Origin of the sequence: Sphingopyxis sp. UBA6723 (assembly GCF_002454115.1) — a bacterium.
Lineage (GTDB): Bacteria > Pseudomonadota > Alphaproteobacteria > Sphingomonadales > Sphingomonadaceae > Sphingopyxis.
Genome location: NZ_DKIH01000009.1, coordinates 179,146 through 194,413, shown reverse-complemented (window position 1 = coordinate 194,413; position 15,268 = coordinate 179,146). Strand labels below are relative to the sequence as shown.

Genomic DNA, 15,268 nt, shown 5'->3' with positions numbered 1-15,268 from the left:
GCGCATCCTTATTTTGTGAGATCCTAGAGGACTGATGGCGAAAGAAGAACTTCTGGAGATGCGCGGCCAAGTGGTCGAACTGCTGCCCAACGCGATGTTTCGCGTCAAACTGGAAAATGGCCACGAGATTCTGGGCCACACCGCGGGCAAGATGCGCAAGAACCGCATTCGCGTGCTGGTCGGCGACGAAGTGCTCGCCGAACTTACCCCCTATGACCTGACCAAGGGTCGGATCACCTATCGCTTCAAGTGAGTAGCGCGGCGAACCTTCCCGCGCTCGTTCTGGCTTCGACATCGCCGCGGCGGCTTGAGCTGCTCGCGCGCATCGGTGTGACCCCGGCGCGCATCGCGTCCCCTGACATCGACGAAACGCCGCTGAAGGCCGAATTGCCGCGCGACTATGTGGCGCGGCTTGCAAAGGGCAAGGCGCTGGCGGTCGCGCGTGCATCGGACGAGGTGGTGCTGGCGGGCGACACCACGGTCGCGGTCGGACGGCGCATTCTGGAGAAACCAACCGACGAGGCCGATTTACGCCGGATGCTCGGTCTGTTGTCGGGACGGCGGCATCATGTCTTTTCGGGCATCTGCGTCGTCGGCACCGACGGCAAGGCCCGGGTACGCGTCGCGGATACGGTCGTGGCGTTCAAGGTGCTGAGCGCTGCCGAGATCGACTGGTATGTCGAAAGCGGCGAGGGCATGGGCAAGGCAGGCGGCTATGCGATCCAGGGCCGCGCCGAAACCTTCGTCCGCTTCCTGTCGGGCAGCCATTCGAACGTCGTTGGGCTGCCCTTGTTCGAAACGCGCACCCTGCTGAACAGTGCGGGCATCCCCCTTGGCTGAATGGCTTTACGAAGCCGGGATCGGCGAGGCGCGGGCGGCGCTGGTCGATGGCGACGAGATTCTTGAGGCGCGGATCGAACGTGAAGGCGCGGGGCCGCGCGTCGGGGCGATTGTCGCGGCGCGGCTGGTCGAGGCCGGGAAAGCGCCAATGGTCGCGCTCGACTGGCCCAGCGCTCCGTCGGCATCGCTGACCGGGCTGCCGCCCGCGACCTCGATCGGTGCGGCATTGACGGTCGAGATTACCCGTATGGCATTGCGCGAGCGCAGCCGCGACAAACCGGCGCGGGCGCGAATGGCGGAGGCGGACGCGGTGATCGGCGACGGCCCCGACCTGCGCGCCCGCATCGCCGCGAGCGGCATACCGGTTACCGAGCTGCGCGCGACCGATCCCGATCGGCTGGAACAGGCCGGCTGGTCCGAACTGATCGATCATGTTCGCACCGGCCATTGGCCGTTCGATGGCGGCGCGCTGTGGGTCGATGCCACGCCCGCAATGGTGCTGATCGACATCGATGGCGAGGGCGACGCGCTGACGCTAGCCAAGGCAGGCGCGCGGGCAGTGGCGGAGGTTATCCGCTGCTGCGACATCGGCGGGTCGATCGGCATCGATTTTCCTTCGCTGCCCGACCGGGCCGGACGTCAGGCGATCGACGCGGCGATCGACGCGGCGCTGCCCCAGCCCTATGAACGCACCGCGGTCAACGGTTTCGGGCTGATGCAGATCATCCGCCGCCGCGACCGCCCGTCGCTGATCGAACAAGTCGTGCTCGATCCCGTCGTCACCGACGCGGCCCTTTTGCTGCGGCAGGCCGAGCGCGCGGTGGGGACGGGGGTGCTGACCTTGACCGCGCGGCCCGCGGTGATCGACCATGTTGCGGCGCATCCGGCGTGGACCCAGCTGCTGCAAAATCGCACGGGGCGTCCGGTCCAGCTGACCGCCGACGCCGCCAGCAAAGGAACCGGACATGCCCAGTAAACCGCCGCGCTGCCCGCTCTGCGGTAAACCGCGCGAACCCGAATTCAAACCCTTTTGCAGCCGCGGCTGCCGCGACCGCGACCTGCTCAACTGGTTCGGCGAAGGCTATGCCGTCCCCGCCGCGCAGGCACCCGACGGCACCGCCGACGATGATCGTTTCGACGAAGGTTGAGGCCGGAAAAGGGGCATCACAAAGCCACTGGACAGGACCCAAAGCCCTGCCTATAGCCGCCGCTCGCCAGCGCGACCGTCGGGTCGCAGCGGCCCTGCCCGGGTAGCTCAGTTGGTAGAGCATGCGATTGAAAATCGCAGTGTCGGCGGTTCGAACCCGTCCCCGGGCACCATTTCTCTGCTAAGCCCAGCGACGAGTGGCCGAGCCTTTGGCCCGGTATGGCGGGAAGGAAAGTCGTGGGTCGCATCATCCTGTTCAACAAACCCTATGGCGTGTTGTCGCAGTTTACCGATCGCGGCGCGCCCGAGGCCCGCGCGACGCTGTCCGACTATATCGATGTCCCGCAGGTCTATCCCGCAGGACGGCTCGACCGCGACAGCGAAGGGTTGCTGATCCTGACCGATGATGGCGCCTTGCAAGCGCGCATTGCGTCGCCGCGGCACAAGACGTCCAAGACCTATCTGGTGCAGGTCGAGGGCGAGCCCGATGTGGCCAGCCTTGATCGGCTGCGGGCGGGGGTCGTGCTCAACGATGGTCCGACCCGGCCGGCAGATGCGCGGCGGATCGAACCGCCGCGCCTGTGGCCGCGCGATCCGCCGGTGCGCTTTCGCAAAAGTGTCCCCGACAGCTGGCTGGAGATCATCATCACCGAGGGCCGCAACCGTCAGGTGCGACGGATGACAGCGGCGGTTGGCTATCCGACGCTGCGGCTTGTGCGGATACGCATCGGTGTGTGGGAACTGGGCGACTTGGCACCTGGTGCGTGGCGCGAGGTGGGGTAGGGCGTTCGAGATATCTCTCGTCGTTGCGTTCGCAATTTATGTTGCAGTGCAAACTGTTGCTTTTCAGTCACAAATCGCGAGAAAATCGGTGTAGTGCAGCGGCGCCGCGTTGACGCGGCGCGCGGGGTTATTACAGCGATCGGTTCCGGTGGGGCATCTCCCGCTTTGGCGAAAGGCCGCGCTTGCACCGGTTTGGAGAGAGAGACATCATGACTTTGCGCAACCTTTTGCTGGGCGCCACGATGCTGTGCGCCAGCGCCACCCCCGTCATCGCTTTTGCCCAGGACGCCGCCCCGGCTGACGACAGCGCGGTCGCGGTTGACGACACCGACTATGGCAATGACATCATCGTCACTGCGTCGAAGCGGTCGCAGACGTTGCAGGACACCCCGGTCGCGGTTTCGGTAACTTCGGCCGCGCAGCTGGAGGAATCGCAGATCCGCGATCTTATCGACCTGCAGACCGCCGTCCCCAGCCTGCGCGTGTCGCAGCTTCAGTCGAGCGCCAACACCAATTTCATCATCCGCGGTTTCGGCAACGGCGCCAACAACGCCGGGATCGAACCGTCGGTCGGCGTGTTCATCGACGGTGTCTATCGCTCGCGCTCGGCCGCCCAGATCGGCGACCTTCCCAATGTCGAGCGCATCGAAGTGCTGCGCGGTCCGCAGTCGACCCTGTTCGGCAAGAACGCATCGGCGGGCGTGATCAGTATCGTGACGCAAAAGCCGCAGTATGAATTCGGCGGCTCGGCCGAAGTCACCTATGGCAATTTCAACGCCATAACAGTCAAGGGCGACGTGACCGGCCCGATCAGCGAGACCGTCGCTTTCTCGATCGGCGGCAGCTACAACCGCCGCGACGGTTATGCGCAGGATCTGAATCTCGACACCGACGTAAACGATCGCAACCGTTGGGGGGTGCGTGGCCAGTTGCTTTTCGAACCGACCGACGCGCTGTCGATCCGCCTGATCGGCGATTATGACAAGATCGACGAAAATTGCTGCATCGCGGGTAACGTCATCGCCGGCCCGACGATCGGGATCACCAACGCCCTGGTCGGCGGCCCCAGCGTCGATGCCAACAACCCATTCTCGTTCGACGTCTACAACAATTTCCTGTCGACGAACGAGATCGAAAATTACGGCGGTTCGGGGCAGATCGACTATGATCTGGGCAACCTCGCTCTGACCTCGATCACCGCGTACCGCAAGGTCAAGGCGCTCACCAACCAGGATTCGGACTTCACCAGTGCCGACCTGATCGGGGAGAACAGCCAGGATCTGGGGATCGATACCTTCACCCAGGAACTGCGCATCACGTCCGACTTTGACGGCCCGCTCAACTTCCTGCTCGGTGGTTATTATTTCAACGAGAAGATCAAGCAGAAGAACGATATCCGCTTCGGCACTGATTTCCGCGATTATGGCAATGCGCTGATCCAGGCGGCCAGCGGTGGCGCGCTGAGCGTACCGTTGCTTGAGGGAACCTTTGGCGCGCTGGAAGGCGCTCCCGCGCGTTATGTCGGTACCTTCTTCCGTGCCGGTGATGGTCTTGACGAGGCGTACCGCCTGAAGGACGAAGCCTTTTCGATCTTTGGCACCGTCGATTTCGAGGTGACCGACCGGCTGACGCTGTCGCTGGGCGGCAACTACACCAAGGATCGCAAGAATTTTTCGACCAATGTGATCAGCACCGACACCTTCTCGGGCATCAACCTGGATGCGCCGCAATTTGCACCGTTCCGCAACCAGCTGATCCTGGGCGGCGCATTGCAGCAGGCGGGAGTCAATCCGAACAATCCGGCAGCAGTCGCAGCATTCGCTACCAATCCCGCCACGGCGCCGATTTTCCAGCAGTTCGTGGCTTTTGCGGCCGCCAACCAGAACAACCCGGCGGCGAACCCGCTCGGTGGGCTGCGAGCGTTCCAATTCCTGCCGCCGTTCCTGAACGTCCCCAATTCGGTTGAGGATGGCAAGACCCGCGACAGCGATTTCTCGTACAGCGTCCGCGCGGCTTATGAAGTGACCGACACGGTCAATGTCTATGCGACCTATGCGACTGGCTTTAAGGCAAGCTCGGTCAACCTGTCGCGCGACAGTCGTCCGTTGGCGTCGGATCTTGCGGCGATCACCGCCGCTGGACTTCGCACGCCGAACCTTGCAACGGGATCGCGATTTGCGGCTCCCGAAGAATCGACGGTTTACGAGTTCGGCCTGAAGGGCCAGTGGGACGTCGCGGCGGTCAACATCGCGGTGTTCAAACAGTCGATCAAGGGCTTCCAGTCGAACGTCTTTACCGGCACCGGCTTTGCGCTGGCCAACGCCGGCAAGCAGTCGACCTTTGGTATCGAGTTCGATGGTTCGGTGCGGCCGGTCGAGGGACTCAATCTGACGCTGGCAGCGACCTATCTCGACGCCAAATATGACAGCTTTATCAACTCGGCCTTCGGCGACATCTCGGGTACCACGCCCGCGGGTATTCCCGCGCTTTCGATGTCGATGGGCGCCACCTACACGCATGAATTTGCCGGTGGCACCAAGGCGATCGCGCACGTCGATTATGCCTATGAAAGCCCGGTCCAGATCGTAGAAGGCCTGAGCGGTTTCCCGGCGGGCGTCGTCGAGGGTCTGCAGCGCGAGGTGAACTCGCTCAACGCATCGTTCACGATCCGCCTGACCAACGGGCTCGACGTCGGCGTGTGGGGTCGCAACCTGACCAACGCGCAGTATCTGACGACGATCTTCCCGGCGGTGGCGCAGGCGGGCAGCGTGTCGGGCTATCCCAGCCAGCCGCGCACCTATGGCGGCACCGTTCGGTTCAAATTCTGATCGGGTAAGGGTCGGGGCGGCGATGCCCCGGCCCTCCCGATCGGCGGATAAAAGAAACCCCGGCCTCTCGATGGAGAGGCCGGGGCTTTTTGTTGGCGTTGCCGCCGGGTCGGTTAGAACTTCACACCCGCCGCGATGCCGTAGCGGCGTGGTTCGAGGGTGAAGATGTTGGTGTAGTTCCCCGACGACTGGTCGGTGATGTACAGGCCAGTGACGCTGTTGGCGTCAAAGATGTTCTGGATGAAGCCTTTGACATACCATTTGTCGTCGGCGCCGTTCAACTGCAGCTGGGCATTGACCTGAGCATAGCCTTTGATCCGGTTGACGTTGCCGTTGAAGATGCTGCCATAGCTTTCGCCGGTGTAGGCAAGGTCAACGCGCGGGACGAGCGTCATGTCGCCGTTGCTCAGCCGGGCGGTATATTGGACGCCCGCGCTGAACTTGTAGTTCGGTGCCTGCGGCAATTCGTTGCCCTTGATATTGACGGGCACGCCGGCGGAAAAGTAATCGACCCCGCCGAGCGTGACAGGGTTGACGGACAGTCCCGCGACAGGAGCGGGTAGATTGGCAAATGCGCCTGCGGCAGCCGCTTCCAAGACCGAGCAGATGCTGAACGCACCTGTCGAAGCGATGCCGCCATCGGCTGGAAAGGTCGTCGTTGGCTGTAGTCCAGCGCCGCCTTGAACCCCTGGAACGATCCCCAGGTTGATGAGCGTCTGAACACCATTCACGAAGCTGTTGACGCCAGCTGCGTTGCCCGAGCGTGATGCAACGGCGCAGTTGGCGGCATTGGTGATGTCCTTGATGATCACCGCATCGGCGCGGCCACCGCCAAAGTCACGCGGGTTGCTGGTGAACTTGTCTTCGCTGACCTTGCTGTGCAGGTAGCTGAAGCCCAGGTTGACGACGACATCGGGATCCGGCCGCACGATGGCTTCGGCTTCGAAGCCATAGATGTTGGCGCTGACATTGTCGTTGACCGCGGTGCGGGCGACAATCTTGCTCAGCTGCAGATCCTTATATTTGTAGTAAAAGGCCGTCAGGTTCAGTTGGAGCGCGCCGTTACCGAAGCTGTTCTTCGAGCCGATTTCGAACGCGTCGATCTGTTCGGGCAGGAAGCTTTCGGGCACCGCAAAGATCGGCTGCAGCGGCGGGTTGATGCCGCCCGATTTGTAGCCGCGCGAGTAGGATGCATAGATCAGATTGTCGTCGGTGATCTTGAAATCGAGCACCGCGCGTCCGGTCAGCTTGTTGAATTTGACCGATCGCGCCTGGATGATCTGATTGCCCGGCGTGCCGGGGTCGGCGTCGAACGATCCGACGAACGGCGAATCGAACACGGTGCCGGTCGTGCCGCCGTGCGGCGCCAGGAAGCTGGCCAGCGTCGAGCGCGCCGTCACCGCCTTTTTGTCGTTGTTGTATCGCAGACCGGCGGTCAGTTTCAGCCGGTCGTTGAACTCGAAATAGGCTTCGCCGAACAGACCGTAAGAGGTGATCTTGAGGTCGTCGGTGTTGTTGCGGAAGAATGGCGTCGCGAGGAACGACGGAGGCAGTGGGCCACCGGCGGCCGGCGGATTGGTCGCCGCAGTGAACGCCCCCAACACCCCGGTCAGATAATCGATCGGGAAGGCGTTCACATAATAGCTGTTCTCGGTCAGGTGATAATCGGCATAGATGCCGCCCACCAGGAAGTTGAACGGGCCGTCGAGGTCGCTCGACAAAATGCCTTCGACCGACCAGCTGCTGTTATACTGGTTCGACCGGTCGAACTGCAGCGACTGGTCGCTACAGATCTTGTTGCCGCCGTAGGAGCCATAGCCCGTTTCTTCCGCGAGCGAGGTGCAGAGCTGCCCCGTCGGACCATTGGGAATGATCGCCGCGGCGACCGGCGCGAAATAGGGTGTAAAGCCGGCACCGAGCCCGCCGTTTGCCGCTGCCTGCAACGTCGCCAGACCGCCCGCATAGAGCGCGCGGTTGCCGACGTTGCTGTTATAATCCTGCGATGCGTCCAGCTTGACCTTTTGATACTGGCCCGACACCTGCAGCGAAACGGGGCCGAAATTATGTTCGATCTGGCCCTGAATCGTCAGTTCGCTGGTGAAATAGCTGGGCGTATAGGCGGTGTTCACCGTCCGCGGATCTTCGGGTACCGTCGTGTTGGCATAGACGTCGGGGCCATAAAGGCTGCCGAGCGCAAATGCGGTCGGAATCCCGCGGATCGCCAGAAATTCGCGCGAGGTCAGCGCTGCAGTAAAGGTCGCGTTGCCGTTGAACGGTGAATTGTCGAGGCGCGTGTTCAAGCAGCCCAGGATACCGGTCGGATCGCGCTGACACTGTTGTTTCTGGATGCGCGTGCGCTGATCCTTTTCGCGAAAGTATGACGCGAGAATGTCGATCGTCGTGTCGTCGCTGGGCTCCCAGCGCAGCGAACCGCGGACCGAATAGAGATCGCGGTCGTCGATGCGGGTGTCGAGGAACGTGTTCTTGGTATAGCCGTCGCGGTTCAGGTAGATGCCCGCAACGCGGAATGCCATGGTGTCGCCGAGCGGGATGTTGACCATCGCCTTGCCCTTCATGGAATCATAATTTCCATATTCGGCTTCGGCGGCGGCTTCGAAGGTACCAAGCTTGGGCTTGGCAGTGATGACGTTGACCACACCAGAGGTCGCGTTGCGACCGAACAGCGTGCCCTGCGGTCCGCGCAGCACTTCGATACGTTCCAGATCGTAGAATTCGGTTTCGAATAGACGGGTCGAAAACAGCGGGTCGCCGTTCAGGTGGATTGCGGTCGCGCTGTCGCACGTGGTGCCGACGCACAGATCGCCGATGCCGCGGATGGTAAAGCTGGCGCCGGTAAAGTTGGTTTTTGTAAAGGTCACGTTGGGCAGCGTCAGCTGCAGATCCGACGGGGTCTTGATCTGCTGCGCTTCGAGCGCTTCGGTCGAAAAGGCGCTGACAGCGATCGGTACGTCCTGCAGACGTTCCGACTGGCGCTGCGCCGTGACGACGATTTCGCCGCCGAAAGCGTCGCGTTCCACTTCTTCTGCCGGATCCTGCGCCCATGCCGGTGTCGCCACCGCCATCGCAAGAATCGACGTCCCGATCAGTGCCTTGAACTTCATTTATAACCTCCCTTTTTCGATCCCGCGTGCTGCGGGGCCGCCCAAACTTAAGTTGTGGTAAGGGGAGGGGATAAGACCAGACATGGCAAAGGCTGTCCGACCAGCACGGCCGAAAGCCTATAGGTATCCCTTTTGCCAGCTGTGCTGGTCATCGTCCTCTCCCACCGGCGTCGGGGAAAAACGCCGGCCTCTCCGGATCACGACCCGCTTAGGCGGGTTCTGTAATGCAACCTAAAGGTGCGCTTAGTTGACGCGAGCGTCAAGCCACTTGTTCGATCCGGAAAGTGACATGAAATAGGGCAGTTGCAAAAATGCAAAATGCCAAGTTTCCGCAACGTAAACTTGCGTACCAGTCATTATTGTTGTTGCCCTGCCCTTGTTAATCGAGGCATTCGCACCGAAATGTGCGGCAAGAATGCAACAGTGAAAGTGGGGCGATGAGCGACAGCAGATTTGAATTGGGCGCCGATGGCAAGGTGGTCGTTCCCGACCATGTCGCGGACGCGGTGCGGACGCTGATCGAGTGGGCCGGCGACGATCCGGCGCGCGAAGGGTTGCTCGATACACCCAAGCGCGTCGCGCGCGCATGGAAGGAGTATTGCAGCGGTTATGCCGACGATCCGGCGATCCATCTGGCGCGTACCTTTGAAGAGGTTGGCGGCTATGACGAGCTGGTGCTGCTGAAAGACATTCCGTTCCAGTCACATTGCGAACATCATATGGCGCCGATCACCGGCAAGGCGTCGATCGCCTATATGCCGCGCGACCGCGTCGTTGGCATTTCCAAGCTGGCGCGTGTGCTCAACGGCTATGCGCGGCGATTGCAGGTGCAGGAACGGCTGACCGCCGAAGTCGCGCGCTGCATCTGGGACAATCTGCACCCGCATGGCGTTGCCGTGGTCATCGACGCGCAGCATGGCTGCATGACCGGGCGCGGCGTGCGCACCCCGGGGGTGGGGATGGTGACGAGCCGCCTGCTCGGCTGTTTTCTGGATGACCAGCGTAGCCGCAAGGAAGTGCTGAGCTTGATGGGGTATTGAGGGACGGGGCTGTTCGACGAGCGGGCGGTTATAACATGATCGTCATCCCGGCGAAGGCCGGGATCTCGCCGGTGTCTCAAATCGGGAGGGTGAGATCCCGGCCTTCGCCGGGATGACGAAATCAATAAATATCCGCCTGCTATTCTGAAGTTTGCATCGCCGCTCTTGTAGGTAACGAAAAAGGCTCCGGAACGCTGGGTTCCGGAGCCTTTTCTATGTCTTGCAACGAAGCGGAAGGAGATTAGGCCTTGTCGCCCTCTTCGTCCGCAGCGTCGTCGCTGGTTTCGGCAGCGCGTTCCGACGGCGGCGTGGCGTCGTCGAATTCGTCTTCGCTGTCGGGCTCGAGCGCCGTGGCGACGGCTTCGGCCTGTTCTTCTTCGAACATTGCGGCGATGACGTCGATGCCTTGCTTCTGCATCTCGGCTTCATCGGGCGAGCGGGCGACGTTGACGCCGACCGACACGATGACTTCGGGGTGCAGCTTGACCTTGACGTCGACCAGGCCGAGCGCCTTGATCGGACGTTCGAGCGCAACCATCGACTTGCCGATGTCGGTGATGCCGTCCTCGGCCAGCGCGTCGACGATGTCGCGGACCGAAACCGAACCATAAAGCTGGCCGGTGTTCGACGCCTGGCGGATCAGGACGATCTGCTTGCCGTCGATATCCTTGGCGCGGCCTTCGGCTTCGCTGCGACGTTCGGCGTTATCGGCCTCGATCTTGCCGCGGTTCGCTTCGAACAGCTTGCGGTTGGTGTCGTTCGCGCGCAGTGCCTTGTTGTTGGGCAACAAATAGTTGCGGGCAAAGCCGTTCTTGACGTTGACGACATCGCCGATGCCGCCGAGTTTCTCGATACGTTCGAGCAGAATGATTTCCATCAGACCAGCCCTCCTTACTTCACAATGTAGGGGAGCAGGCCGATGTGGCGCGAGCGTTTGATCGCTTTTGCCAGCTCACGCTGCTTTTTTGCGGACACCGCGGTAATCCGCGACGGGACGATCTTGCCACGCTCCGACAGGTAACCCTGGAGCAGGCGAACGTCCTTGTAATCGATGACCGGTGCGTCCTTCGCAGTGAAGGGGCAGGTCTTGCGGCGGCGGAAAAAGGGTCGTGCCATGATCGTTATCCTTATTCTTCGCCGTCGCGGTCACGACCGCCACGTTCGCCGCGGCCGCCACGACGTTCTTGCTTGCGCATCATGACCGACGGGCCTTTTTCAAGTTCGTCGACCTTGATCGTCATCCAGCGGATGATGTCTTCGCTGATCGCCGCCTGACGCTCGATCTCGGCAATCGCTTCGCCCGACACTTCAGCCGACAACATCACATAATGACCCTTGCGGTTCTTCTGGATCTTGTAGGCGAGCTGCTTCAGGCCCCAGGTTTCGGTCTTGTGGACCTCACCCTTATATTCGGTGACGATATTGGTGACGGTTTCCGCCAGCGCGTCGACCTGAGCCTGGCTCAGGTCCTGACGCGCGATAAAAACATGCTCGTAGAACGGCATGATGCGCTTCCTTCGATTTGGCCGATCGCTGACCTGCGCCAATCGCAGGCCCCTCCGGCTGTCGTCTCGCTTTGCGAATCGGTGCAAAGCAAACGGGGCGACGGCATAGAGCCTCGCCCCGAATGAGGGCGCCTATACAGAATTGCGCGGGGGAATCAAGCGCGCGAAGCCAGCTTCGCCAGCAATTCATGCCCGAATTCGGTCAGGGTGTCGTCGCGCGCGCCGAGGATGAGGATGCGGTCGCCTGCTTTTGCTTTGTCGAGGATCGCTGCACCGCAATGCGCACGCGTGGTCAGATGCACCGCATCGCCGCCGCCCGCGACGATATCGGCGACCAGTGCCTCGCTGCCGATGCTGCGGTCGACGGTGCCGCCGAAATAGACGGGATCGCAGACATAGAGCTTGTCGCCGTCGCGCATCCCCTTGGCAAAGCTCGCTCCAAGTTCCTTGCCCATCTGGCGTAGCGGGCCATAACCGTGCGGCTGGAAGAACAGCAGCGCGCGGCCCGGTAGCTCGGCGACCGCGGCGAGGGTTGCGGCAACTTTGTCGGGGTTGTGCGCAAAATCGTCGATGACGGTGACGCCGTTCGCTTGACCCAACACCTCATAGCGGCGCGCGAGACCAGCGAAATCGGCGAGGGCGGCGACCGACTGCGCGACCGAAACATTGACCGCGCGCGCCGCGGCAATCGCCGCAAGGGCGTTCATCGCATTGTGGCGCCCGGGCATCCGCAGGCGCACCGCGTGCCGATCGCCGGCGAAGCTGACGGTGAAGCGGCAGCCATCGGGCAAGGCTTCGAAATCGCTGCCGCGGATCGCTGCGGCATCGCTGAATCCGAAGCGCATGACGTTGTGACCCGCGAGCAGCGGCGCGGATTCGGGATCGTCGGCGTTGATCACCGCGATGCGGGCTGTCGCAGCGAAGTCGCCGAATAGCGCGTTCAACTCGGCAAGGCTTTTGTGGTCGAGGCTGATATTGGTGACGACCGCGACGTCGGGCCGGTAGAGCGCGATGGAGCCGTCGCTCTCGTCGACCTCGCTGACGAAGGTTTCCGCATCGCCAATCAGCGCGCTGGCAAAGGGCAGATCGTCGTTCGCGAAATTGCGCATCACCGCGCCGTTCATCACCGTAGGGTTCCGGCCCGCTCTCGCGAGGATCCAGCCGATCATTCCGGTGACGGTCGACTTGCCGCTGGTGCCGCCAACCCCGATTGGCTGGGTCGCGGCGTTGAACAGCGCGGCGTTGAGGTCGGCGCGGGTCATGCGGGAAAGGCCGAGCGCGTTGGCGGCGGCAATGTCGGGAACGCTATCCTCAATCGCGGCCGAGGCGATGAGAATCTGGCCCGCCTTCGGCCCGCTGCCGTCCTGAGGGTAGAAGGCGATCCCGTGGCGTTCGAGCCATGCGAATTTCTCAGGCGAGCGCCCTTGATCGCGGCTGCGATCCGACCCTGAAACGCTCGCCCCGCGCGCCGCGACGATCATCGCCAGCGGCAACATGCCCGACCCGCCGATGCCGCAGAAGAAATAGGATTTGTTTTCCGCCATCGCGGCGCGATATGGACTTGCTGCAATGTTTGCAACCGGCGCTCGCCGCAAATCCCGTTCGTGTCGAGCGAAGTCGAGACACCCATCGAGATGGCGCAAGGCCGCGGGGCATCTCGACTTCGCTCGATTCGAACGGAAATTGGGGTTGGCTGAATAATGCGTATCGGAATTGTCGCCCCCTCAACTCCCATTTTGCCCGACGATGCCGAGGCCGTGCGCGCGCTCGCCAGCCTGGGCTATCCCGACGTCGAGCTGATCTTCGACCCGCAATGTTTTGCCACCCACGGTCATTTCGCGGGCGAGGACGGGCATCGCTTCGCGGCATTGGTCGAGATGGCCAACCGCCCGGACATCGACGCGATCTGGTTCGCGCGCGGCGGTTATGGCGCGTGTCGGATCGCCGAGGATGCGGTGGCGGCGATGACCGACGTCGCGCGTGGCAAGGCGTTCCTTGGCTATTCGGATCAGGGCAATATACTCGGGGCGCTGTATCGTGACGGGTTCGACCATGTCGCGCACGGCCCGATGGTCGCCGATATCCGCCGCGAGGGCGGCGATGCGGCGGTGCTGCGCGCGCTCGATTGGCTGGTCGCGCGCGATCCGGGCGCTTGCGAGGACGGATTGCAGCATGGCGCGCGCCACGCGGCGTTCAACCTGATGACGCTGTCGATGCTGCTCGGCACCCCGCTCGAACCTGACTTGGCGGGGCATGTGCTGCTGGTCGAGGAGGTCAGCGAATATCTCTATGCCTTCGACCGAGCGTTTTTCCATGTCGCCAGTTATCTGGGGCCGCGCGGACTGGCGGGGCTGCGGCTTGGCCGGGTCAGCGATATCCGCGAAAACGAACGACCGTTCGGTATCGAAGCCGAGGCCATTGTGCAGGGCTGGTGCGCGCGGTGCGACATTCCCTATCTCGGCCGCGCCGATATTGGCCATGATGCGGACAACAAGGTCGTCCCCTTCGGCTTGCATCGGGCCGGGTGAGGGAATAGGCGCGGCCCAACTCAAAAATCACGCTAGGGGACGCAATATGCGCGCATTCATTTTTCCGGGTCAGGGCAGCCAGGCGGTCGGCATGGGCAAGGCGCTGTCCGACGCATCGCCGGTTGCGCGCGAGGTGTTTCAGGAGGTCGACGACGCGCTGGGACAGAAGCTGTTCCGGCTGATGATCGAAGGGCTGGCGGACGATCTGATGCTCACCGAAAATGCCCAGCCCGCGATCATGGCGAACGCGATCGCGACGCTGCGCGTGCTGGAGAAGGAAGGTGGCGTGACGCTGGCGGCGAAGGCCGATTATGTCGCGGGTCACAGCCTGGGCGAGTATTCGGCGCTCTGCGCGGCGGGCGCCTTTGACCTTGCGACCACGGCGCGCCTGCTCAAGACGCGCGGTCAGGCGATGCAGGCGGCGGTGCCGGTTGGCGTCGGAGCGATGGCGGCCTTGATCGGCGCCGATATCGAGTCGGCGCAGAAGCTAGCCGATGCCGCGGCCGAGGGTGAAATCTGCACCGTCGCGAACGATAATGACCCGACGCAGGTCGTGATCTCGGGCCACAAGGGCGCGATCGAACGCGCGGTGGCGCTGGTGAAAGATTATGGCATCAAGCGCGGACTGCTGCTTCCCGTCTCCGCGCCCTTCCACTGCCCGCTGATGCAGCCCGCCGCCGATGCGATGGCCGAGGCGCTGGGCGCGAATCCGCCGTCTGCGCCGCTGGTCCCGGTGGTCGCCAACGTCACTGCCAGCCCGGTGAGCGACGCCGACACAATCCGCGACCTGCTGGTGCAACAAGTCACCGGCCGCGTCCGCTGGCGCGAAAGCGTCGGCGCGATGGAGGGCGTCGGGGTGACGCAGTTCGTCGAATACGGCGGCAAAGTGCTATCGCCGATGGTCAAGCGCAGCGCATCGGGGGAGGTCGAAACGGTCAGCGTGATTTCGATGGACGACATCGAGGCTTTGCTCAAAATCCTTTAAACAATTCGCGTTGAGAAGGCAGAGATCGCAGAGAAAATTTGTTCACGCGGAGACGCGGAGGGGGACTGTGCAGGATATCGATGTCGTGAGCGGCGATGTGCTGAATCTGTCCCTCCGCGTGCATCGGGATTTGGGTCCCGGGCTGCTGGAAAGCGTCCACGAAACGATACTGGCGGGCAAGCTGATCCAGATGGGCTATAAGGTCGATCGGCAAAAGCCGATCGATATTCAGTTCGAAGATATGCGCTTCGAAGCGGCGTTCCGTATCGACCTTCTTGTTGACGACCGGCTGCTCGTCGAAATCAAGTCTGTGGAGCGTCTCAATGCGGCGCATGGCAAACAGCTCTTGACCTATCTGCGCCTCACCGGCCAAGCGGTCGGCCTGTTAGTCAACTTCGGCGGCGCCACGCTCAAGGAGGGCGTCCGGCGCATCGTCAACGACCATAAACCCTCCGCGTCTCCGCGTCTCCGCGTGAACCAATAAAGGAAG

The 15,268-nt window shown here is 62.5% G+C and carries 15 protein-coding genes and 1 tRNA gene; 11 read left to right on the top strand and 5 right to left on the bottom strand.

Features of this window, described 5'->3' with window-relative positions:
* The first annotated feature begins 34 nt into the window (after positions 1-34).
* The 7 genes from infA to B4F07_RS07015 all read left to right on the top strand — a co-directional run bounded on the left by infA (position 35) and on the right by B4F07_RS07015 (position 5,598).
* Entirely contained in the window at positions 35-253 is a 219-nt protein-coding gene (gene infA, locus B4F07_RS07045; RefSeq protein WP_088439331.1) for a translation initiation factor IF-1, read from the top strand.
* The gene (locus B4F07_RS07040) at positions 250-840 is read left to right on the top strand and encodes a Maf family protein (RefSeq protein ID WP_293702982.1); all 591 of its coding nucleotides are present in this window, start codon (positions 250-252) and stop codon (positions 838-840) included. Before infA ends, B4F07_RS07040 begins: the two co-directional genes overlap by 4 nt.
* Positions 833-1,816, top strand: coding sequence for a ribonuclease E/G (locus B4F07_RS07035; protein WP_293702985.1), 984 nt, complete (start codon positions 833-835; stop codon positions 1,814-1,816). The genes B4F07_RS07040 and B4F07_RS07035 overlap by 8 nt, the downstream gene beginning before the upstream one ends.
* Positions 1,806-1,988 carry a DNA gyrase inhibitor YacG gene (locus tag B4F07_RS07030; protein ID WP_088439327.1) on the top strand — a complete coding sequence of 61 codons (183 nt, stop codon included), beginning with the start codon at positions 1,806-1,808 and terminating at the stop codon, positions 1,986-1,988. Before B4F07_RS07035 ends, B4F07_RS07030 begins: the two co-directional genes overlap by 11 nt.
* A 96-nt stretch (positions 1,989-2,084) precedes the next feature.
* Positions 2,085-2,160 (top strand) — tRNA-Phe (locus tag B4F07_RS07025).
* A gap of 64 nt (positions 2,161-2,224) precedes the next feature.
* Positions 2,225-2,770, top strand: coding sequence for a pseudouridine synthase (locus tag B4F07_RS07020; RefSeq protein WP_293702990.1), 546 nt, complete (start codon positions 2,225-2,227; stop codon positions 2,768-2,770).
* Positions 2,771-2,979: 209 nt separating this feature from the next.
* A complete protein-coding gene (locus B4F07_RS07015; RefSeq protein WP_293702994.1) occupies positions 2,980-5,598 on the top strand; it encodes a TonB-dependent receptor in 2,619 nt (872 codons plus the stop codon).
* Between the two features lie 113 nt (positions 5,599-5,711).
* Here B4F07_RS07015 and B4F07_RS07010 read toward each other — a convergent pair whose 3' ends face one another.
* Complete coding sequence (locus tag B4F07_RS07010) at positions 5,712-8,720, bottom strand: TonB-dependent receptor (RefSeq protein ID WP_293702997.1); 3,009 nt, start codon at positions 8,718-8,720, stop codon at positions 5,712-5,714.
* Between the two features lie 437 nt (positions 8,721-9,157).
* Between B4F07_RS07010 and folE the strand changes: the two genes are divergently transcribed.
* The gene (folE, locus tag B4F07_RS07005) at positions 9,158-9,760 is read left to right on the top strand and encodes a GTP cyclohydrolase I FolE (RefSeq protein WP_293703000.1); all 603 of its coding nucleotides are present in this window, start codon (positions 9,158-9,160) and stop codon (positions 9,758-9,760) included.
* A gap of 241 nt (positions 9,761-10,001) precedes the next feature.
* On the opposite strand, the gene rplI is transcribed toward folE, so the two are convergent.
* The 4 genes from rplI to B4F07_RS06985 all read right to left on the bottom strand — a co-directional run bounded on the left by rplI (position 10,002) and on the right by B4F07_RS06985 (position 12,809).
* A complete protein-coding gene (gene rplI / locus B4F07_RS07000) occupies positions 10,002-10,637 on the bottom strand; it encodes a 50S ribosomal protein L9 (RefSeq protein WP_293703003.1) in 636 nt (211 codons plus the stop codon).
* 14 nt (positions 10,638-10,651) lie between these two features.
* Positions 10,652-10,876 carry a 30S ribosomal protein S18 gene (gene rpsR / locus B4F07_RS06995; protein WP_088440322.1) on the bottom strand — a complete coding sequence of 75 codons (225 nt, stop codon included), beginning with the start codon at positions 10,874-10,876 and terminating at the stop codon, positions 10,652-10,654.
* 11 nt (positions 10,877-10,887) lie between these two features.
* A complete protein-coding gene (gene rpsF / locus B4F07_RS06990; protein WP_293703008.1) occupies positions 10,888-11,265 on the bottom strand; it encodes a 30S ribosomal protein S6 in 378 nt (125 codons plus the stop codon).
* 155 nt (positions 11,266-11,420) lie between these two features.
* A complete protein-coding gene (locus B4F07_RS06985; protein WP_293703011.1) occupies positions 11,421-12,809 on the bottom strand; it encodes a Mur ligase family protein in 1,389 nt (462 codons plus the stop codon).
* Positions 12,810-12,965: 156 nt separating this feature from the next.
* Between B4F07_RS06985 and B4F07_RS06980 the strand changes: the two genes are divergently transcribed.
* The 3 genes from B4F07_RS06980 to B4F07_RS06970 all read left to right on the top strand — a co-directional run bounded on the left by B4F07_RS06980 (position 12,966) and on the right by B4F07_RS06970 (position 15,262).
* Positions 12,966-13,793 carry an LD-carboxypeptidase gene (locus B4F07_RS06980; RefSeq protein WP_293703014.1) on the top strand — a complete coding sequence of 276 codons (828 nt, stop codon included), beginning with the start codon at positions 12,966-12,968 and terminating at the stop codon, positions 13,791-13,793.
* Positions 13,794-13,839: 46 nt separating this feature from the next.
* On the top strand, positions 13,840-14,778 hold the full coding sequence (fabD, locus tag B4F07_RS06975; RefSeq protein WP_293703016.1) for an ACP S-malonyltransferase: 939 nt from the start codon (positions 13,840-13,842) through the stop codon (positions 14,776-14,778).
* A gap of 67 nt (positions 14,779-14,845) precedes the next feature.
* Positions 14,846-15,262, top strand: coding sequence for a GxxExxY protein (locus B4F07_RS06970; RefSeq protein WP_293703019.1), 417 nt, complete (start codon positions 14,846-14,848; stop codon positions 15,260-15,262).
* Positions 15,263-15,268: the final 6 nt, after the last annotated feature.

What these genes read in the sequence shown, in the direction of transcription:
- rplI (WP_293703003.1), bottom strand. Translation starts at nt 10,637, where the DNA reads ATGGAAATCATTCTGCTCGAACGTATCGAGAAACTCGGCGGCATCGGC.
- fabD (WP_293703016.1), top strand. Translation starts at nt 13,840, where the DNA reads ATGCGCGCATTCATTTTTCCGGGTCAGGGCAGCCAGGCGGTCGGCATG.
- B4F07_RS06980 (WP_293703014.1), top strand. Translation starts at nt 12,966, where the DNA reads ATGCGTATCGGAATTGTCGCCCCCTCAACTCCCATTTTGCCCGACGAT.
- rpsR (WP_088440322.1), bottom strand. Translation starts at nt 10,876, where the DNA reads ATGGCACGACCCTTTTTCCGCCGCCGCAAGACCTGCCCCTTCACTGCG.
- B4F07_RS07015 (WP_293702994.1), top strand. Translation starts at nt 2,980, where the DNA reads ATGACTTTGCGCAACCTTTTGCTGGGCGCCACGATGCTGTGCGCCAGC.
- B4F07_RS07030 (WP_088439327.1), top strand. Translation starts at nt 1,806, where the DNA reads ATGCCCAGTAAACCGCCGCGCTGCCCGCTCTGCGGTAAACCGCGCGAA.
- B4F07_RS07010 (WP_293702997.1), bottom strand. Translation starts at nt 8,720, where the DNA reads ATGAAGTTCAAGGCACTGATCGGGACGTCGATTCTTGCGATGGCGGTG.
- B4F07_RS06985 (WP_293703011.1), bottom strand. Translation starts at nt 12,809, where the DNA reads ATGGCGGAAAACAAATCCTATTTCTTCTGCGGCATCGGCGGGTCGGGC.
- infA (WP_088439331.1), top strand. Translation starts at nt 35, where the DNA reads ATGGCGAAAGAAGAACTTCTGGAGATGCGCGGCCAAGTGGTCGAACTG.
- rpsF (WP_293703008.1), bottom strand. Translation starts at nt 11,265, where the DNA reads ATGCCGTTCTACGAGCATGTTTTTATCGCGCGTCAGGACCTGAGCCAG.
- folE (WP_293703000.1), top strand. Translation starts at nt 9,158, where the DNA reads ATGAGCGACAGCAGATTTGAATTGGGCGCCGATGGCAAGGTGGTCGTT.